The 22544-nt window shown below is 66.5% G+C and carries 26 protein-coding genes and 1 pseudogene; 14 read left to right on the top strand and 13 right to left on the bottom strand.

The genetic code is table 11. From position 1 onward, the window contains the following. Positions 1 to 73 precede the first annotated feature (73 nt). Positions 74 to 958, top strand: coding sequence for an alpha/beta fold hydrolase (locus tag JWP83_RS24675; protein WP_297736275.1), 885 nt, complete (start codon positions 74 to 76; stop codon positions 956 to 958). Here JWP83_RS24675 and JWP83_RS24670 read toward each other — a convergent pair. After that, positions 931 to 1704, bottom strand: coding sequence for a DUF1906 domain-containing protein (locus JWP83_RS24670; protein ID WP_297736272.1), 774 nt, complete (start codon positions 1702 to 1704; stop codon positions 931 to 933). The two genes, JWP83_RS24675 and JWP83_RS24670, sit on opposite strands and share 28 nt — an antisense overlap. Before the next feature lie 28 nt (positions 1705 to 1732). Beyond that, positions 1733 to 3286 carry a GMC family oxidoreductase gene (locus JWP83_RS24665; RefSeq protein ID WP_297736270.1) on the bottom strand — a complete coding sequence of 518 codons (1554 nt, stop codon included), beginning with the start codon at positions 3284 to 3286 and terminating at the stop codon, positions 1733 to 1735. A 334-nt stretch (positions 3287 to 3620) separates the two neighbouring features. Here JWP83_RS24665 and JWP83_RS24660 point away from each other — a divergent pair, with 334 nt between their 5' ends. The 3 genes from JWP83_RS24660 to JWP83_RS24650 are packed head-to-tail and all read left to right on the top strand — an operon-like array spanning position 3621 to position 6665. Further along, complete coding sequence (locus tag JWP83_RS24660; protein WP_297736266.1) at positions 3621 to 4850, top strand: glycosyltransferase family 4 protein; 1230 nt, start codon at positions 3621 to 3623, stop codon at positions 4848 to 4850. Further along, on the top strand, positions 4844 to 5602 hold the full coding sequence (locus JWP83_RS24655) for a methyltransferase domain-containing protein (RefSeq protein ID WP_297736263.1): 759 nt from the start codon (positions 4844 to 4846) through the stop codon (positions 5600 to 5602). The genes JWP83_RS24660 and JWP83_RS24655 overlap by 7 nt, the downstream gene beginning before the upstream one ends. Beyond that, positions 5589 to 6665: a prenyltransferase gene (locus JWP83_RS24650; RefSeq protein ID WP_297736259.1), complete on the top strand. Its 1077-nt coding sequence runs from the start codon at positions 5589 to 5591 to the stop codon at positions 6663 to 6665. Before JWP83_RS24655 ends, JWP83_RS24650 begins: the two co-directional genes overlap by 14 nt. Here JWP83_RS24650 and JWP83_RS24645 read toward each other — a convergent pair. Then, on the bottom strand, positions 6646 to 7338 hold the full coding sequence (locus tag JWP83_RS24645) for a class I SAM-dependent methyltransferase (protein WP_297736256.1): 693 nt from the start codon (positions 7336 to 7338) through the stop codon (positions 6646 to 6648). The genes JWP83_RS24650 and JWP83_RS24645 overlap by 20 nt on opposite strands. A 162-nt stretch (positions 7339 to 7500) precedes the next feature. Here JWP83_RS24645 and JWP83_RS24640 point away from each other — a divergent pair, with 162 nt between their 5' ends. Then, a complete protein-coding gene (locus JWP83_RS24640; protein WP_297736321.1) occupies positions 7501 to 8142 on the top strand; it encodes a cutinase family protein in 642 nt (213 codons plus the stop codon). On the opposite strand, the gene JWP83_RS24635 is transcribed toward JWP83_RS24640, so the two are convergent. Continuing rightward, positions 8139 to 9449 carry a cytochrome P450 gene (locus JWP83_RS24635; RefSeq protein WP_297736253.1) on the bottom strand — a complete coding sequence of 437 codons (1311 nt, stop codon included), beginning with the start codon at positions 9447 to 9449 and terminating at the stop codon, positions 8139 to 8141. The genes JWP83_RS24640 and JWP83_RS24635 overlap by 4 nt on opposite strands. Positions 9450 to 9567: 118 nt before the next feature. Between JWP83_RS24635 and JWP83_RS24630 the strand changes: the two genes are divergently transcribed. Next, positions 9568 to 10233 (top strand): TetR/AcrR family transcriptional regulator, encoded by a 666-nt coding sequence (locus tag JWP83_RS24630; protein ID WP_297736250.1) that lies wholly within the window; start codon positions 9568 to 9570, stop codon positions 10231 to 10233. Positions 10234 to 10282: 49 nt separating this feature from the next. Here the strand turns inward: JWP83_RS24630 and JWP83_RS24625 are convergent, their stop codons facing one another. Both JWP83_RS24625 and JWP83_RS24620 read right to left on the bottom strand, forming a co-directional pair. Continuing rightward, the gene (locus JWP83_RS24625) at positions 10283 to 10483 is read right to left on the bottom strand and encodes a hypothetical protein (RefSeq protein WP_297736246.1); all 201 of its coding nucleotides are present in this window, start codon (positions 10481 to 10483) and stop codon (positions 10283 to 10285) included. A 261-nt stretch (positions 10484 to 10744) separates the two neighbouring features. Beyond that, complete coding sequence (locus JWP83_RS24620) at positions 10745 to 10942, bottom strand: hypothetical protein (RefSeq protein WP_297736244.1); 198 nt, start codon at positions 10940 to 10942, stop codon at positions 10745 to 10747. 242 nt (positions 10943 to 11184) lie between these two features. Between JWP83_RS24620 and JWP83_RS24615 the strand changes: the two genes are divergently transcribed. Continuing rightward, positions 11185 to 12024 (top strand): glycoside hydrolase family 16 protein, encoded by an 840-nt coding sequence (locus JWP83_RS24615; RefSeq protein ID WP_297736242.1) that lies wholly within the window; start codon positions 11185 to 11187, stop codon positions 12022 to 12024. On the opposite strand, the gene JWP83_RS24610 is transcribed toward JWP83_RS24615, so the two are convergent. Beyond that, the gene (locus tag JWP83_RS24610) at positions 12025 to 12858 is read right to left on the bottom strand and encodes an SAM-dependent methyltransferase (protein WP_297736241.1); all 834 of its coding nucleotides are present in this window, start codon (positions 12856 to 12858) and stop codon (positions 12025 to 12027) included. A 291-nt stretch (positions 12859 to 13149) separates the two neighbouring features. Here JWP83_RS24610 and JWP83_RS24605 point away from each other — a divergent pair. Continuing rightward, positions 13150 to 13306: pseudogene (locus tag JWP83_RS24605) on the top strand (IS110 family transposase); the annotation flags it as partial. Between the two features lie 109 nt (positions 13307 to 13415). Here the strand turns inward: JWP83_RS24605 and JWP83_RS24600 are convergent. After that, a complete protein-coding gene (locus JWP83_RS24600) occupies positions 13416 to 14081 on the bottom strand; it encodes a winged helix-turn-helix transcriptional regulator (RefSeq protein WP_297736239.1) in 666 nt (221 codons plus the stop codon). A gap of 152 nt (positions 14082 to 14233) precedes the next feature. On the opposite strand from JWP83_RS24600, the gene JWP83_RS24595 reads away from it, so the two are divergent. After that, positions 14234 to 14641: an N-acetylmuramic acid 6-phosphate etherase gene (locus JWP83_RS24595; protein WP_297736236.1), complete on the top strand. Its 408-nt coding sequence runs from the start codon at positions 14234 to 14236 to the stop codon at positions 14639 to 14641. Between the two features lie 99 nt (positions 14642 to 14740). Continuing rightward, positions 14741 to 15187, top strand: a complete 447-nt coding sequence (locus tag JWP83_RS24590) for a PPOX class F420-dependent oxidoreductase (RefSeq protein WP_297736233.1) — start codon at positions 14741 to 14743, stop codon at positions 15185 to 15187. A gap of 254 nt (positions 15188 to 15441) precedes the next feature. Here the strand turns inward: JWP83_RS24590 and JWP83_RS24585 are convergent, their stop codons facing one another. Then, positions 15442 to 16089: a hypothetical protein gene (locus JWP83_RS24585; protein WP_297736230.1), complete on the bottom strand. Its 648-nt coding sequence runs from the start codon at positions 16087 to 16089 to the stop codon at positions 15442 to 15444. A 128-nt stretch (positions 16090 to 16217) separates the two neighbouring features. Here JWP83_RS24585 and JWP83_RS24580 point away from each other — a divergent pair, with 128 nt between their 5' ends. The 3 genes from JWP83_RS24580 (at position 16218) to JWP83_RS24570 (ending at position 19106) form a co-directional block, all read left to right on the top strand. Further along, entirely contained in the window at positions 16218 to 17234 is a 1017-nt protein-coding gene (locus JWP83_RS24580) for an NADP-dependent oxidoreductase (protein ID WP_297736227.1), read from the top strand. Between the two features lie 41 nt (positions 17235 to 17275). Continuing rightward, the gene (locus JWP83_RS24575; RefSeq protein ID WP_297736225.1) at positions 17276 to 18745 is read left to right on the top strand and encodes an amino acid permease; all 1470 of its coding nucleotides are present in this window, start codon (positions 17276 to 17278) and stop codon (positions 18743 to 18745) included. A 106-nt stretch (positions 18746 to 18851) separates the two neighbouring features. Further along, complete coding sequence (locus JWP83_RS24570) at positions 18852 to 19106, top strand: hypothetical protein (protein WP_297736222.1); 255 nt, start codon at positions 18852 to 18854, stop codon at positions 19104 to 19106. A gap of 67 nt (positions 19107 to 19173) precedes the next feature. Here JWP83_RS24570 and JWP83_RS24565 read toward each other — a convergent pair whose 3' ends face one another. The 4 genes from JWP83_RS24565 to JWP83_RS24550 form a co-directional block, all read right to left on the bottom strand. Beyond that, entirely contained in the window at positions 19174 to 19584 is a 411-nt protein-coding gene (locus tag JWP83_RS24565; protein ID WP_297736219.1) for a VOC family protein, read from the bottom strand. Positions 19585 to 19588: 4 nt separating this feature from the next. Further along, entirely contained in the window at positions 19589 to 20035 is a 447-nt protein-coding gene (locus tag JWP83_RS24560; protein WP_297736217.1) for a helix-turn-helix transcriptional regulator, read from the bottom strand. 92 nt (positions 20036 to 20127) lie between these two features. Next, positions 20128 to 20952 carry a lysophospholipid acyltransferase family protein gene (locus JWP83_RS24555; protein WP_297736318.1) on the bottom strand — a complete coding sequence of 275 codons (825 nt, stop codon included), beginning with the start codon at positions 20950 to 20952 and terminating at the stop codon, positions 20128 to 20130. A gap of 22 nt (positions 20953 to 20974) precedes the next feature. After that, on the bottom strand, positions 20975 to 21787 hold the full coding sequence (locus JWP83_RS24550; protein WP_297736215.1) for a class I SAM-dependent methyltransferase: 813 nt from the start codon (positions 21785 to 21787) through the stop codon (positions 20975 to 20977). A gap of 82 nt (positions 21788 to 21869) precedes the next feature. Here JWP83_RS24550 and JWP83_RS24545 point away from each other — a divergent pair, with 82 nt between their 5' ends. Beyond that, entirely contained in the window at positions 21870 to 22445 is a 576-nt protein-coding gene (locus JWP83_RS24545; protein ID WP_297736213.1) for a TetR family transcriptional regulator, read from the top strand. Positions 22446 to 22544 lie beyond the last annotated feature (99 nt).

Below are 22544 nucleotides of genomic sequence, written 5' to 3'. Positions count from 1 at the left end.
CTACGAAGGCGTAAGTTGCGTACCGTAGGCGATGTCAGACGTATCCACTGACCAAGGCTGGGTAAAGGTTGAGATGAGCGAATTGACCTACCTCGAACTGCACGGAGAGCGGGTCGCCTACCGGGATGCCGGCCACGGCCACGCCCTATTGCTGATCCATGGTATGGCCGGTAGTTCTGCCACCTGGGGTGCAATCATTCCTCAGCTTTCCACGAAATTCCGCGTGATCGCGCCGGACCTCCTGGGTCACGGCATGTCCGCCAAGCCGCGTGGGGACTACTCGCTGGGAGCCTTCGCGGTCTTTCTACGCGACCTGCTCGACGAACTCGGGGTGGAGCGGGCAACTGTGATCGGGCAGTCCCTCGGCGGCGGCATCGCGATGCAGTTCGCCCACCAGCATCGGGACTATTGTGAGCGGCTGGCCCTGATCGGCAGCGGTGGCCTCGGTCCCGACCTCAACCCGCTGCTGCGGGTGCTGTCTGCGCCCGGCGCCGAGCTGGTGCTGCCCGTCGTGGCGCCGCAACCGGTGCTGAACCTGGGCAACAAGCTCGGTGCGTGGCTGACCTCGGCCGGTGTCCAGTCGCCGCGCGCCGGTCAGATGTGGCACGCGTATTCCTCGCTGTCGGACGCACAGACCCGCCGAGCCTTTTTACGGACGCTGCGCTCAGTGGTCGACTACCGCGGACAGGCCGTCAGCGCGTTGAACAAACTGCACGTTGCGGCCGGCCTGCCCACTGTCTTGATCTGGGGGGATCACGACCGGATCATTCCCGTGGCGCACGCCTACGCCGCCCATGACGCGCTCGAGGGCAGCCGCCTCGAGGTGCTCGAGGGAATCGGACACTTCCCGCACGTGGAAGCGCCGTCGGCGGTGGCGCAGATTCTGGAGGACTTCATCGCTTCGACGACGCCTCAGGAGACCGCGCCGGATCACCGAGTGAAATCCCACTGGCCGTAATCGGCCGCGAGCACGTCGTCCACATCCACGTTGATGCCGCCCAAGAGCGGGCCGGGGTTCGACGGGCTGTTGACCACAGCCTGATACAGCACCGCCATCGGTTCGCGGTCCCCGTGCGACCACGATCTCGTCTGCCACGCCCACCGGTGCCCCGGCGTGCTGGAGTTGCCGATGACGCCGTCCCGGATCGCCCACCCGCACGTCTGGGCGTGCCCGTAGATGCCGCTGCGCCCGACGCCCAGTACCGAGTTGATCCCCCGAAACCATTGGACCCCAACATTATTCCAGGTGTTGACGTCGATGTCGTCGTCGATGCTGAAGAAGATCGGGGCCGAATCCGGGCCCCCGGCCGCGGCGTGCAGCCGTTGCGCCGTCTGGGCGTCGGCCACGCCGCCGTCGTACCCGCGGGTGCAATCGGAGGGGTCGGGCCAACCGGGCTTGCCGTACTGGAAGTTGCTGACGATCTGAAGGCCGGCCGCGCGCAGCGCGTCCGCGTACTGGCGGGTGATGGGCTTTGCCTCGAAGTTCGCGCCCGGGCGCGACTCGGACACGTAGTTCACCACCCCGCCATAGCCCGCCGCTTTGATCTCGTCCGGCGGGATCCGCCGCTCCGCGAAATCAATCAGCCGCAGGTCGGCGGCCGACGCTTTCTGCTGCGCGAACGGTGCGGCCAGGCTCAGCAGAGCCGGCGCAAACGCAAATTTGAGGGCGTCGCGTCGTGAGACCGATCGCCGTCCGCCGTGCACCGCGCGATGGTAACAAAACGGGCTGGCCTCAGAACTGGTGCTCGGCCTCGATGAATTGCGCGGCGCGCTCGCCGATCACCACGCAGGGCGCCATCGTGTTGGCGCTGGTGATGCGCGGCATGATCGACGCGTCGGCGACGCGCAAATTCTCGACTCCGTAGACCTTCAGGCGCCCGTCGACCACCGACATCGCGTCGCGGCCCATCTTCGCCGTCCCCGATTCGTGCCAGTAGGTGGTCACCGCGTCGCACAGGTAGGTCTCCAGCTCGGCGCCCGACAGCGTGCCCGGCATGACCTCCCGCGCGACGAACGGGCGGAGCTCCGGGGCGTTGCCGATCTCGCGCAGGGTTTCGATGCAGGCGATCGCGGTCTTGAGATCGTCCGGATGCGACAGGGCGTTGGCTTCGATCCGGATGGGGTCTGCCGGGTCGGGGCCCGACAAGCGCAACCGGCCTCGGCTCCTAGGGTGCGTCGGCGAGCCGAAAAGGATCCAACTGTTTTGTGGCAGGCCGTATTTCGCGACGTTCTCGGAGGTGGATTTTGGGAACGGCCCCAAGCATGCGAACAGGTCCGGCCCCTGCATGTCGGCCGCTCCGGAGTCCCAGAACAGCGCCGCACTGACCTGGGTGTTGCCGCGAATGTCCTCGGGAAATTCCCATACGCAATCGAACCCGAAGTGGTCTTGCAAGTTGCGTCCGACCCCGGGCAGGTGCTGGCGGACCGTCACGCCGACGCCCCCCAATTCCGCTTCGTCGCCGACGCCGGACTGCATCAGCACCTTGGGCGTGTGGATCGCCCCGAGCGACAGCACGACCTCGGCATCGGCGGCGACACGATGGACCGTGCCGCCGTGGACGACCTCGACGCCGACGGCCCGGTCGCCCTGGAACATCACCCGCGTGACCAGGGCGTGGGGCAGCACCGTCAGGTTCGGCCTTTCCAGGTACGGGGCGGTGTAGGTGCGAAACACCGACAGGCGCTTCCCCGCGCGCCAACGCAGATCGGCGATCGCCGCGCCGCGCGTGTCCTCCATCAGGCGGCCGTTGGGGCTCTGGTAGGTGGGAATCCCCAGTGCCCGCGCCGCCGTCAGCGTCGCCGTGGTCACCGGATGCGCGTTGGGCGCCGGTTGCACGAATACCGGCCCGCCCCTGCCCCGATGATTCGGCTCGCCGATGCCGTGCCAATCCTCGATGCGCCGGTACAGGTCCAGGACCGCCTCGTATCCCCAGGCCCGTTCGCCGGATTCGGCCGCGAAGTGGTCCCAGTCGCTGCGGTGTCCGCGCGCCCACACCATCAGGTTGATGCTTGACCCGCCGCCCAGCACTTTGCCCATCGAAAACGGGATCGATCGCCCGTGAAGCCGCGGGTCCGGCTCGGATGCGAAGCCCCAATCGCGTTCGCTACCGAGGTTGGATGGCCATTGGCTTGCTTCGGTCACGCTGGAGACGTCGTCGCTGCCGCCGGCCTCCAGCAGCAGGACCTGCACGTCGGGGTTTGCCGCCAGGCGGCCGGCGATCACCGATCCCGACGACCCGGCCCCACAGACGATGACGTCGTAACGCGACTCCAAGACGGCATCCACGAATGGGTTCCTCCCCTTAGCTGGGTATAGCGCTGTATATCTACACGCAGTCGGGTGCCGAATGGTTCGACGGTCGAGCCGAGCGTCCGCGCCGCCGCCGTCGCTGCAAACTCGACGAGATCAACTAACCGATCCAGGACCTTCGCGATGGCCGAAACATGCGCGGCGTTAACGACTTCAATGCCTGGTCATGGCCCTCGTTGCGTCGATTAGTTGTTCGAACTATAGTCTGGACACATGTCCAGTTTGCTGTCACGGAGCTCGGGAGTCCGTTGATCGCGATGGATTGGGGGCCGGCCGTCCGCGGTCTTTCGTCGGCGGATAAGAGTTGAGTATGCGAATTGCCCTGCTGTCCTACCGCAGTAAGGACCATTGCGGCGGACAGGGCGTCTACGTGCGCCATCTCAGCCGCGGCCTGGTCGAGCTCGGCCACGACGTCGAGGTGTTCTCCGGCCAGCCCTACCCCGAGCTGCTGGATCCGCGGGTGCGCTTGACCAAGGTGCCCAGCCTGGATCTCTACCGCGAGCCCGACCCGTTCCGGGTGCCGCGTCCGAGCGAGATTCGCGACCGGATCGACCTGTTGGAACTGCTGACGGTGTGGACGGCGGGCTTTCCCGAACCGCGAACCTTCACGCTGCGCGTCGCCCGGCTGTTGGCCGAGCGCGCAAACGATTTCGACCTGGTGCACGACAACCAGAGCCTTGGAACCGGCCTGCTGTCGATCGCCGACACGGGGCTGCCGGTGGTGGCCACTGTGCACCACCCCATCACGCGAGACCGCGTCCTCGACGTCGCCGCCGCACGATGGTGGCGGAAACCGCTGGTGCACCGCTGGTATGGATTCTCCAAAATGCAGGAGCAGGTGGCGCGCCGGATCCCCGACCTGTTGACGGTTTCGTCGTCGTCGGCCGCGGACATCGTCGCCGACTTCGGTGTCTCCCCGGAGCAACTGCACGTGGTGCCGTTGGGTGTGAACACCGACTTGTTCCAGCCGGCATCGCACCCCCGCCAGCCCGGCCGCGTCATCGCGATCGCCAGCGCCGACACCCCGCTGAAGGGTGTGCGGACGCTGCTGCACGCGGTCGCCAGGCTGCGCACGCGCCGCGACCTAGAGTTGCGGCTCGTCGCCAAGGTGGAACCCAACGGTCCCACCGACAAACTCATCGCCGAGCTGGGCATCTCGGATATCGTCCACATCACCAATGGGCTTTCCGACGAAGCGCTCGCCGCCGTGTTCGCGTCGGCCGAGGTCGCCTGCATTCCCTCTCTCTACGAAGGCTTTTCGCTGCCCGCGGTGGAAGCCATGGCGAGCGGAACGCCGATCGTGGCCAGCCGGGTGGGCGCACTACCCGAAGTCCTGGGGACCGACGGCGCCTGCGCCGACTTGGTGCCGCCGGCCGACGTGGATGCGCTGACCGGCGCGCTCGGCGAGCTGCTCGACTCGCCGGAAAAGCGCCGCACCATGGGCAAGGCGGGCCGGGACCGCGCGATCAGCGTGTTCAGTTGGGAAGCCGTGGCCGCTCAAACCGTGCAGGTCTACGAGCGGGCGATCGCTCGATGCTGACGGTAGATTTCGACCGGCTCGGTATCGGGCCGTCCACGAAGGTGATCGACGTGGGTTGCGGGGCGGGCCGGCACGCCTTCGAAGCCTATCGGCGCGGCGCCGACGTCGTCGCTTTCGACCGCGATGCATCCGAACTGCGTTCGGTCGACACCATCCTGCGAGCGATGGCCGACACCGGAGAGGCGCCCGCGGCGGCGTCGGCGAAGGTCGTTCTGGGTGACGCGCTGAGCCTGCCATACGCCGACGAGACGTTCGACTGCGTCATCGCCTCGGAGATCCTCGAGCACGTCCTACAAGACGACGCTGCCATCGCCGAACTGGTCAGGGTCCTCAAAGTCGGTGGCGCTCTGGCGGTCAGCGTCCCGCGCTGGCTTCCCGAGCGGGTGTGCTGGCTGCTTTCCGACGAATACCACGCCAACGAGGGTGGGCATGTGCGCATTTACAGGGCGAGCGAGTTGCGGAACAAGATCGCCGGCGGGGGGATGGAATTGACGCATGCTCATCACGCGCACGCGCTGCACTCACCGTTCTGGTGGCTGAAATGCGCGGTGGGGGTGTCGAACTCCGATCATCCCGCGGTGGCCGCGTACCACAAGCTTCTGGTGTGGGACCTGATGCGGCGGCCCAAGGTGACGCAGCTGGCCGAGTCGCTGCTCAACCCGCTCGTCGGCAAGAGCGTAGCCATGTATTTCACCAAGCCGCGTGCTGCGGAAAGCGAAGCGGCCCCGGGATATTCAGTTGCGTCGGTTTAACGCGCCGGCCGTTCCGGGTGTCATCACCCCGGACCAATGCCGGCAGACCGCGCAGTCGATAGCCGCCGCGCAGGAATCGTCGGGCGCCATCCCCTGGTTCGAGGGTGGTCACACCGACCCGTGGGATCACGTGGAATGCGCGATGGCGCTCACCGCGGCCGGGCTGCTGGAGCCGGCGCGGGCCGCGTTCGAGTGGAGCCGCCGCACGCAGCGGCCCGACGGCTCTTGGCCCATCCAGACCCGCGCGGGGGCCATCGAAGACGCCAACAGCGACAGCAACTTCTGCGCATACATCGCCACCGGCGTATGGCATCACGTGCTGATCACCGGCGACCGGTCGTTCGCCGCCCAGATGTGGCCGGTGGTCCACAAGGCGATCGATTTCGTCATCGACTTGCAGTTCGGCTACGGCGAGATCGCCTGGGCCCGAAGCGAAGCCGGACCTCTCCCGGAAGCGCTGCTGACGGGGTGCGCCAGCGTGTTCCACAGCATCCGCTGCGCGCTGGCGCTGGCCGTTCTCGTCGGGGACCCGCAGCCGGAGTGGGAGCTGGCACTGGGGCGCCTGGACCACGCGATCGCCGTGCATCCGGAGGCGTTCACCGAAAAGGACCGCTACTCGATGGACTGGTACTACCCGATTCTCGGCGGTGCCCTGCGCGGCCCGGCGGCCGCCGCGCGGATCAGGCAGCGCTGGGACGACTTTGTGGTCGGCGGCCTCGGCATCCGTTGCGTCGACGATCGGCCCTGGGTGACCGGCGCCGAAACATGCGAACTGGTGATGGCCCTCGACGCCATCGGCCACCGCTCCGCCGCGCACCGGCAGTTCGCCGCGATGCAGCACCTGCGCGAAGAGGACGGCTCCTATTGGACGGGCCTGGTTTTCGCCGACGGGAAGCGGTGGCCCGAGGAGCGAACCACCTGGACCGGCGCGGCGATGATTCTGGCGGCCGACGCGCTGTCGGACACCACTGCGGGCAGCGGGATCTTCCGCGGCGAGGAGCTGCCCATGGGGCTGCACACCGACTTCCACTGCGAATGCGTGGTTAGCGGCCCCGGCCGGTGACTCCAGTTTGGCCCATGGGCTCCCCTGCCCGCCCGGCGGTGCGTTCGAGCACCCGCAGCGAACCGGTGACCGAAACCTCCCGGAACTGACCGGAATCCATGGCGCGGCAATAGATGTAGTAGGGCGGGCGGCCGCCGTCGCGCGGATCGGGATACACGTCGTGGATGAGCAGCGCCCCGCCGGCGTCCACCCACTTCGCCCATCCTTCGAAATCCTCGTTCGCGGCCTTCTCGGAGTGGCCGCCGTCGATGAACAACAACTGCAGCGGGGACCGCCACCCCCGAGCCACGATCGGCGACTTGCCCACGACGGCGACGACGTGGTCGTCGAGGCCGGCGACATCGAGCGTGCGACGGAACGTCGGCAGCGTGTCGAACAGCCCCGTGACGTCATCGACCAACGAGGCGTCGTGGTACTCCCAGCCGGGCTGGTGCTCCTCCGAGCCATGGTGATGGTCGACGGTGTAGAGCACGCTGGCGGTCTGCTGCGCCGCTGCGCCGAGCAGCAGGGTGGATTTGCCGCAGTAGGTGCCGACCTCGACGCCGACGCCGCCGTTGAGGTAGCTCAGCGCGGCGTCATGCAGCGCGCGCCCCTCGTCGGGCGGCATGAAGCCTTGCACCTGCTCGGCCAGCACAAACAGGCGCTCGGTTGGACTGGCGTCGGCGTGGCTCATGAGGCGAACCTATCGGGTTGGTTCGGTGGCGCCGACACGGTGGTCGCTTGAGGGCCGGAGTGCGCGCCGTCCGTTATTGACGCTGCGCAAGCGGCGAGCGCGCATTCGCTTTACCATCATGCTGTGCGCGCTTTGCCTGTCCGCAAGTTGCTTGATTTCGGGATGGCCGCCGTGGTCGCCGCGGCCACGCTGACCTTGACCGCCGCGGTGGTGCCATCCGGGATGCCCGGGGCCGCCGCGGCGAATTGTCCCCCAGTGCAGGTCGTCTTCGCCCGCGGGCGATACGAATCGCCGGGGACCGGCGTGCTCGGCAATGCGTTCATCAACGCGCTGCAATCCAAGGTTTCGAAGAACATCGGCGTATACGCCGTGAAGTACCCCGCCGACACGGAGATCGACATCGGCGCCAACGACATGAGCCACCACATCCAGGACGTGGTCAACAATTGCCCCGACACCCGACTGGTGCTGGGCGGCTACTCACTCGGCGCGGCCGTCACCGACGTGGTGCTCGCGGCGCCCATCGCCGCGTTCGGTTTCGACAGCCCCCTGCCGCCGGGCATCGATCAGCACGTCGCCGCCGTTGCGCTGTTCGGCAACGGAAGCGCATGGGCCGGTCCCATCACGAACTTCAACGCGATCTACAACGACCGGACCATCGAGTTGTGCCACGGTGCCGATCCCGTCTGCAACCCGGCCGACCCGAACACCTGGAAAGAGAACTGGCCCCAACACCTCGCCAGTGCGTACATCGATGCGGGCATGGCCAACCAGGCCGCCGACTTCGTCGCGGGCAAACTCTAGGCGCCCAGTGACGCGGCGCTTCGGGCGCCGAGGCTTGCGGGCAGCCGGCTGAATCCGCGTAGGTTGACCAGTCCCCGCGGCTGCGGGGGCGCGGTCAGCTCTAGATCGGGAAAGGCCTCGAATAAGGCGCGTAGCGCGGTGGCGCCTTCGATGCGTGCCAGGGCCGCGCCGAGGCAGGCGTGTATACCCGACGCGAACGCCAGATGATCCCGGGCATTGGGCCGGGTGATATCGAATGTTTCGGGGTCGGCGAATACGTGCGGGTCGCGGTTGGCGCCGCTGAGGAGCAGGGCCACCATGTCTCCTGCGCCGATGCGGAAACCGGCGATGCCGACATCGGAATGCGCGGTGCGCGCGGTCATCTGCACCGGGCTGTCGATCCGAAGGATCTCCTCGACCGCCGACGGCCACAGCTCGGGGTCTGCCCGTAACCGCGCGAGCTGATCGGGGTATTGCAGGAGGAGAACGATGCCGTTGCCGATCAGGTTAACGGTGGTCTCGAAGCCCGCGCCGATGAGCAGGGCGGCGTTGGCGGTGAATTCGTGATCGGTCAGCGTGCCATGGGTAGCCAGCCGACTGAACGGGTTGTCGCCCGGCTCACCGGCGCGGAGTTGATGGAAGCGCTCACGAAGTTCGCGATCAGCGCCGCGCAGGCTGTCGATGGCCCGCCGGTAGGTCCGCCAACCGATACCGATGTCCAACAGTGGGGCACCGCGGTGCCCCCACTCCAGCATCCGTGCGTGAATGCCGGGCGGCAGATCAAGGATTTCGGCGATGACGGCGACCGGCAGTTGGGATGCGAAATCCGCGATGAGATCCGGCTGTGGTGTGCCGGCGAGGCGCTCGATGAGCTGGTCGGTCACCTCGGCGACGCGGCCGCTGAGGGTGTCGATCGCGCGCGGGGTGAAGCTTTGTGCCACCGCCTGTCGATATCGGGTGTGCTCGGGCGGATCGACGACGACCATGGCGGGTGGTTCGACAGGATTGGCCACGACTTCGTCGTCGGTCTTAGAGATCAGCGTCCGCAGGGGGCGTGGGAGGTCCATGGCGGACGTTGCCGTCACGCCGAAACGTTTGTCGCGCAATATTTCTCGACATATGCGGTGATCGACGCTCACCCAGGTGAACGGTGTGCGCACCAGCGGTCCACGCACGCGGATCTCTTCCATCAGCGGGTAGGGATCGCCGCCGCGTCCGTGACTGGCGATCAGCCGGGCCAGCGGATCGCCGCGCAACGCTTGGATTCTCATGAACGCCCGAGGCACGCCATGCATGGCCACCCATCGGGCCCACAAGCCAACGCCCATAACGACCCCCTACAGCAAAGCCCATCTACCGCACCTGCGATACAAATAGACGTATGATGTCTCTCACGTATCAATCGCTACGATACGACCTACCCCCTGAGCCGGCAAGGAGAACCACGTGACGACGAGCCGAACGGCGGACTTCGTGCGGCGCCTCACTGCGCCGGAGCCTTCCGTGCTCGCCCAACTGCACCAACCCGACGACATCACCAGCCGCATCTTGGATGCCACCGTCGAGCAGGCCGAACTCGTCGGAATGCGCCGCATCACGATGGAAGATGTCGCACGGCGCAGTGGGGTGGGACGCGCGACGCTGTACCGCCGGTTCCCCACCAAAGCCGCCCTGATCGATGCCGTTGTTCTCGGCGAAGCCCGCCGTTACTTCGATGGCCACGCACAAGCCTGCTCGCACGCCACCACACTGGAAGATCGCCTGGTTTACGGCACGGTGTTCACCGTGACATTCCTGCGGGAACACGTGCTACTGAAGAAATTGCTCCGTACCGAGCCTGAGACCATCCTGCCGAGCCTGACCGTCGATGCCGGCCCCATCCTCGACTTCGCCACCGACCAGGCGGCCGTGGAGCTGAGGACCGAGCTTTACGGCACGGCGAGCACCACGCCCGGGCAGGAGCACCATCTACGCACCGTCGCCGAGCTGCACACCCGACTCACGCTGTCCTTCATCGTTACCCCGCACACCAGCATCAACCTCGCCACCATCGAGGACACCCGCGCCTACGTGCGCCAATACCTGTTGCCGATGATCACCGGGACGTGCTGAGGGGCGTTGGCCATGTCACCGCTTGTCGGCTGTCACGCCGGTCGCGATTTCAGGCTTCGTACGTGACCTGATACCAGTGGCGCACCGGCTTGTGGCCCTTGTCGGCCTGGCCCGTGTCCGTCGCGCTCACCACGTTGACGTCGGTCACGCCGGGATTGTGGGCCTCGATGTCGCGCTCCAGCTCGTGCAGAAGTGCGCTGTGCGGCGGGGCTGGGTGCGCGAGCGCCTTCGTCCTGCGGGTGTCTGCCACGCGAGGAATTATGCCGGGGTATCGGCCGTTGCGCAGCCGATGCTAATGGCCTGTGTTGCAAAGGGATTCGGGCTAACGGGCGGCTCTGCCCCAAGCCGCGAAAGTGCAACTGCCGACGCATTTCCGAGAAGCGGCGTCGGTACTTGCACTTTCGCGGTTCAAAACGGCGGAGCAAAATTCTGGACTGCCGGAAAATAGGCTCGGTAATTAGTTGTCGCGCCGGGACAGCATCTGATTCTCCACCGCATCCCCCAGCGGGGTTCAGGCCGGGGTGTCGGTGCTCGAGTACACCTTGAAGTCGCGGGTAACCTGGCCGGCCGGCGCTGCGCCGCGCCGCCGGGCGAGAAAAGAAGGATGGCGGCGCATCGCGTCGCGGCGCTCACGGTCTCGTCGCCGAGCGGCGGCCCATGCCGGATGGGACTGAAGGAAAATGACCGTCGCTCCCGATGCGTTCGCCACGATTCCAACTCCTCCCGAGCAAATCGCAAAAAGCACCAACAGTGGTTATCGGTTCGTAATTCAGGATGCCCCGCCAATCCTGAGACGAAACCACGCGCCAAGGTGAGAATTAGCCGTGAATTTCGGCGTAACCCAGACCTCACCGCCCCACCGATCCACACCCTAGCGACGGCCACCGACAGAATTGCCGTTGGATTCCTGTTTCGCGCCCGGACGGCGCCGGCTGCTATCGTGCCTTGCTTATGCCGCAGATGGACCGCCGCCGCATGATGCTCACGGCCGGGATCGGCGTGCTCGCAGCCGCACTGCCCGTCCCCGAGGCCCGCGCCGACCCGCCCCGACACGCGCCCGGGGTGCCGCCGCCCGCCGCGCCCAGCGGCCAAGCCGGGAGCTACATCTTCCAGGACGAATTCGATGGCCCGGCCGGCTCGGCCCCCGATCCGTCCAAGTGGGCGGTGGCCAAGGCCCGCGAGGCGATCAAGGACCCGACGTACTGGGAGCGTCCCGAGAACATCGGGCAGTACCGCGACGATCGCCACAACGTGTTCCTCGACGGCAACTCCAACCTCGTCCTGCGCGCCGCGAAGGATGGTCCCACGTACTTCAGCGGCAAGGTGCAAAGCCTGTGGCGGGGCGGGGTCGGCCACATCTGGGAGGCCCGGATCAAGCTCAACTGCCTGACCGCCGGCGCCTGGCCCGCCTACTGGCTGGGTAATGACGATCAAGGCGAGATCGACGTCATGGAGTGGTACGGCAACGGCAGCTGGCCCTCGGCCACCACCGTTCACGCCAAAGCGAACGGCGGCGAATGGAAGACCCACAACATCGCGGTGGACAGCGCCTGGCACACATGGCGCACCCAGTGGGACGAGGCAGGAATCCGGTTCTGGAAAGACTACGTCGACGGCGCTCAGCCGTACTTCGATGTACCGGCGAACTCCCTACCGGACTGGCCGTTCAACGGCCCCGGCTACACCGTCTTCCCGGTGTTCAACCTTGCGGTCGCCGGTTCCGGTGGCGGCGATCCCGGGCCGGGAACCTATCCTGCCGACATGCTCGTCGACTGGATACGCGTCTGGTAGTCAGTGCGTGAGAAGCGCGGTCGCGCTCCAGACTCTGCTGCCCGGGTGCCGCGGGTCCGGTTGCGGCAGCCAGTTCATCGGGCGCATCCATATCGGCAACCGGCGGAACCGGTGGGCGGCAACAAATAGCGCTTCCACCTGGACGGTGCGCCAGCCGAGGTCTTCGAAGTAGGCCACCCCGTTCTCGGGTGCGAACTTGAACGGCGCGTTTTGCAGCATGCCGGCCATCTTCTTGTTCATCATCGCTTTCAGGCCGGGACCGGCGAAGTCGAGCATCCACCAGGCCACCTCGGGTCGCTTGATCGCCGCCGAAAGCGCGACGACATCGCTGTCTTCCAGATACATCAACAGGCCCTCGGTCAGCACCAGCGCCTTGGTCGCGCCCCCCAGCGCGTCGTCGAGGAAGGCGTCCCGGGCTTGCGGGTCGGCCAGGTCGACGGCAACCCGGGTCAATCGGCACTGCGGTGTCTGGTCGGCGAGCAGCTGCGTCTTTTCCTCGAGCAACTTCGGCAGATCCGCCTCCACCCACGTGAACTCCGGGGGGAGCTCCAACCGGTATGGCCGGGTGTCCAAACCGGCGGCAAGGTTCAGCACCCGGTCGCAGCCGGCGGCGATCGCTTCGGCGATGGCGTCTTCGATGATCTTGGTGCGCGCGACGAGCCACCAACCGTTGCGGGTCGAGCGCGGGACGTTGGCGACGATCGCGCGGCCGTGTTCACCTGCGAGGCGCTCGGCGAGCGGGTCGCTGAAAAGCGCGTCAGGGCGGGCAGATTCGGTGGCCCGGTGCAGTGCCGTCCAGCGGGCCGTGTCCGAAACATGGGTAATGGTGTGCATGGGGCTGACAGTAGTTGCAAATTGCCAATCTGCTTGGGCTTGCCAGACCGGCGCAGGGGTTGGTGGAGCATTCGCGAGTGAGCTGCGGCGGTGGTGGGTGCCGGTTAGGATTGGCCGATATTCGCCCGCGGGGTGTGTGTTTTAGGGAGGTAATGGGCGATGGTATTTGCGATGGAGCCGTGACGACCACACAATCTGCACCGCGATCGCCCATAGGCCACCACCGCATCCTACGAACCACCTGTTAGTCCGCAGTTCCGCGCTGAGAGCGTGCAGGTTTAGCGCCATGGCTCACACTGCGACCGCAAACGCGCCGAAGGCAAACACCACCGCCAGGCTGTCCTGGCATTTGGCCCGACGGCGCCTCAACGTCCTTTGGGCCATGCTGCGCGACAACACGCTCTACCAACCGACACCCGGTTCCGCGGCGGCTCGACAACCCGATTGAGAATCGATTCCGTCGTATTCGTCTGAGATGGACGGCGGCGGGCTTCGCCGATGTTCGGCTCCGGTGCTGCGTCGGTGTTTGGCCGGTCGGCGGGTCAGACGGACAGGGCTCAGGAATTGCTGGCTGGTACGGGTAGCGGGAAGAGCTGAAGAAACCGTGCCACGGCGCCGCTGTCGCCAGAGATCGTCATGTCGCCGGTGCGCAGGACGTCATCGAGGGTACGACGGCGATAGAGCAGCGCGGCCAGGGTCTGTGGGTCGGTCTCCAGTTTTGCGGCGGCCTGTTCAGCCTCGCCGCGCGTCAGGTGGAGTTGGCCGTCGGCAATCTTAATGCTGAAGTGGTTCTCGCAGAGACGAAGCGTGATCGTTGCGCTGAATCCTTGCGCGGCTGTGTGGTCGAACAATGCCTTGAAGGACAGGACGAGAGAATCGATGCTGCGGTCAGCGTCGTAGGGCATCGAGGGAGAGCGGCTGCCCCAGCGGCCTAGGTGGGTGACGACCGGCTCGAGCTCGGCGCCCCAGTCGGTCAGCTCATAGACCTGGGAGCCGGCCGGTGGTGGCAACTTGTGCTGGCGCACGACGCCGGCCTCCTTCAGCTCACGCAGTCGCTGCGCCAGGACATCTGGGCTCGCGCCCGGCATGCCCGCGCGCAGGTCAGTGAACCGTTTCGGCCCGAGTAACAGCTCGCGTACGACCACCAGTGCCCAGCGCTCGCCGATCACATCGAGGGCATGCGAGACCGCGCATCCCTCCTCGTACTTACGTCTTCCCACCATGACAGCCCAGCCTACCAGCTGAGATACGAAAGTTCTATCGACTAGTTGTACAATCCAATCATCACATAGTAGAGTCCAACTTGCGAGCTACGAGGCGATCAACGGTGACCGCCTAAGCCGTGCCCTGAATACCGAAACCAAGGAGACCAGTCATGCCCCAGTTCTTTGTCGAAGCTCCGATAGGAATTCGCGACGACGCCAAGCAAAAGATGATGAAAGACCTCACCGCCGCGATCGACGACGCGTATCACATTCCCGACGTGCGAGTCTGGCTGCGGGAATACCAGGCCGACAACGTCGCGCAGGACGGGCGGCTGGGTGCCGAGGCGATCAGACCAGTGTGTTTTCTCGAGGCACCAGAACTGTCCAGTCTCGACGCCAAACGAAAGATGGCCGAAAGGATCCTCACCGCTATCGGTGCGGCATACGACGGCATCGCTAACACCGCTGAGACGCTGATCCTGATGAACCACTACCCGCTGGAGACCGCGGGGTTAGCCGGCCGCCTCCAGTCTGACGACCCGCAGCTGGTCGAGGCGATGAAGCAGCTGAATCGATGAGCTCCGCCGGCGCCCAAACACAATGTCTAACTCAGAGCAGGGTGCGCGCAACGCACCCTGCTCTGAGGCAATTGCCTTGTGAGCGAAAGGAAACCTCCGATGACTGAAAAACTCAATAGCGTGGCGCGAGCGGTGATCGACGGCCCGCACGTCGCAACAATTGCGACATCGAATGTCGATGGCCGACCCCAATCGTCAGTCATCTTCGTCAAGCGCGACGGTGACACGGTGCTTTTCAGCACCATCAAGGGACGGTTGAAGACACGCAACATGACGCGCGACCCGCGGGTAAGCCTGCTCGTGCGGGATACCACCACGGGGCGGTATATCGAGATCCGAGGGACCGTCGACATCACCGAGGACCCGCAGAAGTCGTTGCTGTACGAGATGTACGACCGATACATGGACGGTGCGACGCCCCCTCCCGAGCCTGAAGCCGAGCGGCTGATCGTGCGGATCACACCCGAAAGGCTCTATCACTGGCCACCCGTTCCGGCGGACGCATCACGGCCCGCGGAGGAGGCGTCCTCGTCGGCGGACGCATGATGTAGAAGGTCGCCGGTTCGATCCCGGCCCTGACCACAGGAACTTTGCACGTGAACGGGCCATCACCGCCTCCAGGGAGTCGTCGCCAAGCTCGTTGCCGAGCTCCAGGGCTATGAGCCGCCTTCAGCCCTCGACACAGGCAAAGACGCTTGACCGTTTCGACGTCGGGTTCATCACCGCGAGCTGATCGGTCCCAGCACCAGATCGAACGACCGGTGCCTAACCACAACCGGATGCGCAGCCACGTGACCGCCCTACTGACCGGCCTTACCTCCGGCCAGCCACGCGGAGGTCACCGCGCGGGTCTGGGGCGGTGGAAAGTCGGTGTCCGGTTGGCCGATTTGACCGACTTTGACCGTCCACACCGATGATGAGCGGTCGATGCAGCTCCCGGCGCCTTGGCTGGGCAGCCACAGCACCGCGGGGTTGGCACCGCCGCCCGCGCCGCAGCCGTAGACGCCGACGTACCCGTCGGCGCGCCCACCCCAGGCGCCGCCGTTGCGGAGCAGGCAACGCGTGCCGTCGTCGAGCGTCAGCGCGAACGGGTCCGGGGTGGCGGTCGGCTGCACGGGCGGGAGCGGACCGTCATAGCTCGCCCGATGCATTCGCTTGTCCCAGGGATTGTCAACGCACAGCAGTGATCCGGGCGTCGACGGCCAGCAGGTGCCGGCACCGGCCGCGGTCGGCGAACAGTAGTAGACGTTGTTGGCCACCGCCGACGGCGACGGTGTCGTGCAGTCGCTGACGGTGAAGACGTTGCCCTCCGCGGGCGCCTCCCGGTAACCGTTGATCGCTTCGCCGCTGGGCCCGACGGCCACGACGGTGATCTGCTGGGTGGGTGGCGGATCGGCGGCGGCCGGTGCGGAGAGCGACAAACCTCCGATCACTACAGCGATCGGCATCAGGGCAACTCGCGACACCATGTTCACCGCGCAAAACCTTCCGTCGGGCGGACCCTTTGTTGAAGGGTAGAGCCACCGGATCTCGACGGATAGCTGTTGTCGCGGCGCCGGTCCAGTACGGTGCGCTTATGCCCGGTCGAAACCGCCGCTTCCTCCTGCGCGAACGCCCCACCGGACGCATCGGCCCCAACACCTTCGAACTGAGCGAGGAGCCTGTGCCCGAGCTCGCAGACGGCGAGGCGCTGGTGCGCGTCGACTGGATCTCGGTCGACCCGACCAATCGCACGTGGATCAACGACACGCCCACGTACCTGCCGCCGGTGGGCATCGGCGAGGTCATGCGCGCGGCCGGGCTGGGCGAGGTGGTCGCGTCGAAGAATCCGCGTTTCCCGGTCGGGCAAACCGTGCAAGGCCTCCTCGGCTGGCAGGAGTACGCGGTCGTCTCGGACGCGTCACTTGTGACACCGGTCGACGTCGCTGAGGGCATGTCGCCGAGCGCCTACCTGGGTGCGCTGGGGACCACCGGGCTGACCGCGTGGATCGGCATCCGCGACATCGGCAAGCCCAAGCAAGGTGAGACGGTCGTGGTATCGGCCGCGGCGGGTGCGGTCGGGTCGGTCGCCGGGCAGCTCGCCAAGGCCGACCGCGCACGTGTCGTCGGGATCGCCGGCGGACCCGAGAAGTGCGCCCTGCTCACCGAGCAGCTCGGTTTCGACGCGGCCGTCGACCACCGCGCCGACGACTGGGCGGCCCAGCTCGCCGCGGCGACCCCCGATGGCGTTGACGTTGACTTCGAGAACGTCGGCGGCGACATCATGGACGCGGTCTTCGCGCGGCTCAATATCGGTGCCCGCATCGCGCTCTGCGGCCTGATCTCCGGCTACAACTCGGCCGATCCGCCGCCGGGACCGCGCGCGTTCAGCAATCTGCTCGTCCAGCGTGCGACGCTGCAGGGCTTCATCGTCCTCGACCACCTCGGGCGCGCGCCGGAGGCGATCTCCGAAATCACCGGCCTGATCGCCGAGGGCAGGCTCACACCGCTGGAGACGGTCGTCGAGGGCTTCGAGCAGCTGCCGACGGCGATCAACATGCTGTTCGACGGCAAGAACGTCGGCAAACTTGTGGTCAAGGTCGGCAACGGCTAGCGCGGGGCAACAACGGTTTCCAACTGACGAGGACATCATCAATGTCGAACGATGTCGTCGGTCCCGACGCCGCTGACGCTGTCCCGCAACTGCGCCGGGGTCTTGCCAACCGTCACATCCAGTTGATCGCGATCGGCGGCGCCATCGGCACCGGGCTTTTCATGGGAAGCGGAAAGACAATCTCGCTCGCCGGCCCGGCGGTATTGCTGGTGTACGCGATCATCGGGTTTTTCGTGTTCTTCGTGCTGCGCGCGATGGGCGAACTGCTGCTGTCGAACCTCAACTACAAGTCGTTCGTCGACTTTGCGGCCGACCTGTTGGGCCCCGCGGCGGGCTTTTTCGTCGGCTGGTCGTACTGGTTCGCCTGGATCGTCACGGGCATCGCGGAGATCGTTGCGATCTCCGGCTACTCGAAGTTCTGGTGGCCCGACGTGCCCGCGTGGCTGCCCGCGCTTGTGACGGGCTGTGTGATCCTCGGGTTCAACTTGTTCAGCGTCCGCAACTTCGGTGAGATGGAGTTCTGGTTCGCCCTGATCAAGGTCGCGGCGATCGTGTGCCTCATCGTCGTGGGTGCCGTGCTCGTGGCGACCAATTTTGTTTCCCCGCAAGGCAATCGGGCCACGGTTGAAAACCTCTGGAACGACGGCGGATTCTTCGCGACGGGGTTCATGGGCGTGGTCGGTGGGTTCCAGATCGCATTCTTCGCTTTCGTGGGTGTGGAACTCGTCGGCGCCGCGGCGGCTGAAACGGCGGACCCGCGCCGCACCCTCCCCCGCGCGATCAATGCCGTTCCGCTTCGGGTGGCGATCTTCTACATCGGTGCGCTGCTGGCAATCCTCGCCGTCGTCCCGTGGCGGCACTTCGCCGTCGGCCAGTCCCCGTTCGTGACGATGTTCGCCCTGGCGGGACTTGCCGCCGCGGCCTCGATCGTCAACTTCGTGGTGACCACCGCGGCCGCCTCCTCGGCCAACTCCGGGGTCTTCTCGACCGGCCGCATGCTGTTCGGTCTGGCCGACAAAGGAAGCGCTCCGGCGCCCTTTGGGCGACTGAACCGCGGCGGCGTGCCCTCGGTCGCTCTCTTTCTCACGGCCGCGCTACTGCTGATGTCCATTCCGCTGCTCTACGTCGGCGGTTCCGTGATCGGGGCGTTCACGCTCGTGACCACCATCGCCTCGCTGTTGTTCATGTTCGTGTGGGCGGTGATCGTCGTCAGCTACCTCGTCTACCGGCGCCGGCACGCGCAACGGCATGCCGACTCGTCATACAAGATGCCCGCCGGCGTGGCGATGTGCTGGGCCATCCTGGGCTTTTTCGCGTTCGTGATCTGGACGCTGTGCACCGAACGCGAAACCGCGATCGCCCTGGCGTGGTTTCCGCTGTGGTTCCTGGTACTCGCCGCCGGCTGGCTGGTGGTGCGGCGCCGGCCCGGGCGCGCCGAAAGGTATCGCCGGTTCCAGGCCGAGATGAACCATCCCGTCGGCGACAACGCCGAGACCTCGGCCGCCTCCTGACGCCAGCGTGGGGCCGACGTTGTTGGGATCGGTAGCCAATCCCGCGCTCTGTACTTACCGCAACGACGACGCCACCGAGGCGGCGCCATATGAAAGGAAGTCAGAAATGAAGCTCGTACCCACCAGCATCGAAGAGCAGATCAACCGCGTCGACCGCCAGCGCAGCCTGTACATCGGGATCAGCACCGGCCTGGTTGCGGCCTGGAGCCTCTTCCGCCTGATCTGGGTGCTCTACCTCGGACTGACGTTCGGTTGGTTCTTCGGCTCGATGGTTTTCCAGGTCGTGCTGTGGGGCGCGATCGGTGCCGTCGCGGGTGTCGCGGCCGTCGGATTCCTGACCCGCTATTCCAAGGGGTCTTGAACCCGGCACGCCGCAGTGGAGACGTCCCGAACCCGCTTGGGGCTCGGGACTTTTCCGTTGCGGGCACTCATCGCACTTGCTGGATGCGGATCAGGTTCCCCGCGGGATCGCGCACGGCGCAGTCGCGGAGCCCGTATGGCTGCTCGGTCGGCTCCTGGACGATTTCGGCGTCGGCGGCCTGCAGCCGCTCGAAGGCGCCGTCGAGGTCCTTGGTGGCCAGCAGGATCATCGCGTAGGTGCCCTTGGCCATCATCTCGGCGATGGTGCGGCGCTCGTCGTCGGTGATGCCCGGGTTGGCGGCCGGTGGGTTGAGCACGATGGACGTGTCGGGCTGGCTCGGCGGCCCCACCGTGATCCAGCGCATCTTGCCCTCCCCGACGTCGAGGCGGACCTCGAAGCCGAGGGTGTCCCGATAGAAGGCCAGGGAGGCTTCCGGGTCGTCATGCGGGAGAAAGCTCGAATGAATCGTGATGTCCATGGCGTCAGGCTAGGGGCGGCCCGGTGACCGGCGCTTCTCGATTCCTGATCGGTCTGGTCACCTGCTTTGCGACGCACGGTGCTATCCCCGTGGTCGCGTCGGCCGCCTGGCGCCGATACGCGCTGGGCGGCATGCCGACCAATTCGGTGAACCGAGTGCTGAACGTGCCCAGCGATGCGCAGCCGACCGCGAAGCAAACCTCGGTGACGCTGAGGTCGCCGCGGCGCAACAGCGCCATCGCACGCTCGATGCGCCGCGTCATCAGGTACGAGTAGGGCGATTCGCCGTAGGCGCGACGGAATTCGCGGCTGAGGTGCCCGGCCGACAGGTGCACACCGCGGGCGAGCGCCTCGACGTCCAGCGGCTGCGCGTAGTCCCGGTCGATCCGGTCGCGGACGCGACGCAGCAGCGCGAGGTCGCGCAGCTGCTGCGCGGCGGAGCTACTGGTCATCTAGGCGATGCTGCCACGATCGGCGGGACTTGCCCAGCGCCGGGCCGGCCCCGCCGAATCCATAGCGGCGCAAGGCCCTTCGCGCAGGGCGCTTACGGTGTTGTCGCCCGCCGCCACGCCAGCGGATTGAGGCCGCGATACGGATCGGTGGCGCGCAGCCGCCGCAGGTCACCCAGGATCTTCTCCAGCGCCCGTTGCGTTTGGTCCTTGACGATGTCCACCCACTCCTGCTCTGTGACACCCAGCGGTCTGCTGGTATCGATCGGTGGGCCGAACCGAAGGTACATGCGCTGCGGTCGAGGAATCAGGGTTGGCCCGATTCCCCGCAACAATGGCATCGCCATGTCCGGGCGCCCGTTCAACCTACGGCCCAACGCCTCACTGAACCGTCCGTAGGCGCTGTCGCGGGTGGTCAAGCTGCGATAGACTTCGTCGCCGCCGACGAGACCGGCAGGCACGATCGGGTAGCCGTTCTCCACCGACAGCCGCGCGAATCCCGTGCGCCCCTGCCAGCGCAGCCGGTACTCCTCGCCTTTGAACTTGGCGATCTCGCGGCCGCCCCCCGGGAACACCAGGATGGTCTCGTCGTTGCGCATGAGTTCGCGCGCGGTCTCCGGCGCGCCGACCACTGCGCCGTACGCCGCCATCAGGTCACCGGGCAACCCACGCATGCGCCCGAAATTCCGGTCGGCCAGTGGCCGCACCCGGGTCCCGATCGCGCGTCGCACCGTATCGGAGATCAAGAAGACCTCGGAGCCGAACTGAGTGTGGTTGCCCGCCAACAAGAACCGCGGGTCGACGGGTAAGTGCTCGACACCGTCAACATGGGGCCGAGAGAGGTCGGCAAGGGGACGGAGCCGGTCGCTCACCGCATCGAGAGCCCGCCGCAGTGTCCGCACCCGCGCGCTTGGCTCCATGATCGTGGCCAGGTCTGTGTTGTCAGCCACGGTCGTCTGCGCCCGGGCGGGAGAACACGACGGTGAGCGAAGGCGGCCCGAGCCGCGTCGGACTGGGCAGCATCTCGATGTTCATCTGTGGATCGGCGGCGCGGCCCAGGGCCTCCATCGCCGACGGGCTGTAGGCACGCAGCGCGCTGATGAACCCGTCGTGCAGCCCCGGCTGAATCCACGACCATCGCAACAGCACCAGATGAAGCGGCAGCACCACTACCGGAAACAGCATCATCGCCAACGGGCTCTGCCGTTTGAGGTCGATGACGAGGAACCGCTTGGCCACGCGGGTGGCCTCGGCGACGGCGCGGCTGGCGACCGCCGGCGGGAGGTGGTGGAACGCCAGCGCGAACACCACCAGGTCGTAGCTGTTGTCGGCGGCGTCGATCGCCGTCGCGTCAATCACCTGGGTGCGCGCCCGCGGGTGGTTTCCCAGCTCCCCGGCGGCGATGTTGGCCACCGAGGTCGGATCGAGGTCGCTGACGGTGACGGTAGCGGTCGGGTGGAGCTTGAGGATCTGCGCGGAGAGCTTTCCGTGGCCCGCGCCGATTTCCAGGATGCGCGGATTGGGGATGTTGGCGACGACGCTCAGCGCCGTGCGCGCGTACTTCTCATGCTGATTGGTCAGCGTGCCCATCCGGTCGAGCATGCCGATGACCTTCTGCTTGACCTCGTCCGCCACGTCGTCACGGTCGAGGTACTCCAGCGCATCGGTCTCGAACCGACGATCCAGCCACGACGCCTCAGGGCCACCCCTCGGCATCGTCGCAATTGCCTGCTCCAGCTCGTCGGTCGTAGCCATCACGGCCTCTCCTTCTCCTGTCATCAACCCGTTCTCGAACCACCATAACAAACGAACCAGTTCGTCTGCTTATGATATTCCTGTGAGGACGAAGACCGAACTGCGCGGCGAAATACTTGCCGCCGCCCGCGCGGAGTTCGCTAAGTACGGCTTGGCCGGGGCGCGCATCGACCGCATCGCGCGCGCCGCCAATGCGAGCAAGGAACGGCTGTACGCGCATTTCGGCGACAAGGAGACCCTGTTCCGCGATGTGGTCGCCACCGATGGCGCGGAATTTTTCCGCGCCGTGGAGCTGTGCCCCGATGCGGTTCCCGAGTTCGTCGGCGGCATCTTCGACCTGACGCAGAGCCGGCCCGAACACCTTCGGATGATCACGTGGGCCCGGTTGGAAGGCTTTCCGCTGGACATTCCGGAATTCGACGAGGAGCGCGCGCCCGAGCGCGCCATCGCCGCCCTGGAGCAGGCGCAAGCCGACGGCCACGTCGACCCGGCGTGGCAACCCCCGCAGCTGCTGGTTTTTCTCTTTGCGATCGCCCTGGCGTGGGCGAACTGGCCCGATCCCGCGGCGGTCACCACGGACGCGACGGTTATCGCCCGCCGGCGCGCCGCCGCCGTCGAGGCGGCGGCCCGCATCGTCAAACCCGTTGAGCGGACCTAACCGCCGAAAGTGAACTGCGCGACGCATTCTCGGCGTGTCGCGTCGTGAGTTTCACTTTCGGCGGCCGGCGCTTCGTTCGCGACTCCGGCAAGCGCGTAG

The sequence above is a fragment of the Mycobacterium sp. genome (assembly GCF_025965855.1).
Classification (GTDB): domain Bacteria; phylum Actinomycetota; class Actinomycetes; order Mycobacteriales; family Mycobacteriaceae; genus Mycobacterium.
This window is presented reverse-complemented; position numbering and strand designations above follow the sequence as displayed.

Bases quoted from the DNA above. Each gene is read 5' to 3' on its own strand.
- JWP83_RS24585 (WP_297736230.1), bottom strand. From the start codon at position 16,089: ATGCCGATCGCTGTAGTGATCGGAGGTTTGTCGCTCTCCGCACCGGCC.
- JWP83_RS24580 (WP_297736227.1), top strand. From the start codon at position 16,218: ATGCCCGGTCGAAACCGCCGCTTCCTCCTGCGCGAACGCCCCACCGGA.
- JWP83_RS24560 (WP_297736217.1), bottom strand. From the start codon at position 20,035: ATGACCAGTAGCTCCGCCGCGCAGCAGCTGCGCGACCTCGCGCTGCTG.
- JWP83_RS24550 (WP_297736215.1), bottom strand. From the start codon at position 21,787: ATGGCTACGACCGACGAGCTGGAGCAGGCAATTGCGACGATGCCGAGG.
- JWP83_RS24675 (WP_297736275.1), top strand. From the start codon at position 74: ATGAGCGAATTGACCTACCTCGAACTGCACGGAGAGCGGGTCGCCTAC.
- JWP83_RS24615 (WP_297736242.1), top strand. From the start codon at position 11,185: ATGCCGCAGATGGACCGCCGCCGCATGATGCTCACGGCCGGGATCGGC.
- JWP83_RS24660 (WP_297736266.1), top strand. From the start codon at position 3,621: ATGCGAATTGCCCTGCTGTCCTACCGCAGTAAGGACCATTGCGGCGGA.
- JWP83_RS24640 (WP_297736321.1), top strand. From the start codon at position 7,501: ATGGCCGCCGTGGTCGCCGCGGCCACGCTGACCTTGACCGCCGCGGTG.
- JWP83_RS24565 (WP_297736219.1), bottom strand. From the start codon at position 19,584: ATGGACATCACGATTCATTCGAGCTTTCTCCCGCATGACGACCCGGAA.
- JWP83_RS24635 (WP_297736253.1), bottom strand. From the start codon at position 9,449: ATGGGCGTTGGCTTGTGGGCCCGATGGGTGGCCATGCATGGCGTGCCT.
- JWP83_RS24600 (WP_297736239.1), bottom strand. From the start codon at position 14,081: ATGGTGGGAAGACGTAAGTACGAGGAGGGATGCGCGGTCTCGCATGCC.
- JWP83_RS24595 (WP_297736236.1), top strand. From the start codon at position 14,234: ATGCCCCAGTTCTTTGTCGAAGCTCCGATAGGAATTCGCGACGACGCC.
- JWP83_RS24645 (WP_297736256.1), bottom strand. From the start codon at position 7,338: ATGAGCCACGCCGACGCCAGTCCAACCGAGCGCCTGTTTGTGCTGGCC.
- JWP83_RS24610 (WP_297736241.1), bottom strand. From the start codon at position 12,858: ATGCACACCATTACCCATGTTTCGGACACGGCCCGCTGGACGGCACTG.
- JWP83_RS24590 (WP_297736233.1), top strand. From the start codon at position 14,741: ATGACTGAAAAACTCAATAGCGTGGCGCGAGCGGTGATCGACGGCCCG.
- JWP83_RS24570 (WP_297736222.1), top strand. From the start codon at position 18,852: ATGAAGCTCGTACCCACCAGCATCGAAGAGCAGATCAACCGCGTCGAC.
- JWP83_RS24555 (WP_297736318.1), bottom strand. From the start codon at position 20,952: ATGGAGCCAAGCGCGCGGGTGCGGACACTGCGGCGGGCTCTCGATGCG.
- JWP83_RS24655 (WP_297736263.1), top strand. From the start codon at position 4,844: ATGCTGACGGTAGATTTCGACCGGCTCGGTATCGGGCCGTCCACGAAG.
- JWP83_RS24575 (WP_297736225.1), top strand. From the start codon at position 17,276: ATGTCGAACGATGTCGTCGGTCCCGACGCCGCTGACGCTGTCCCGCAA.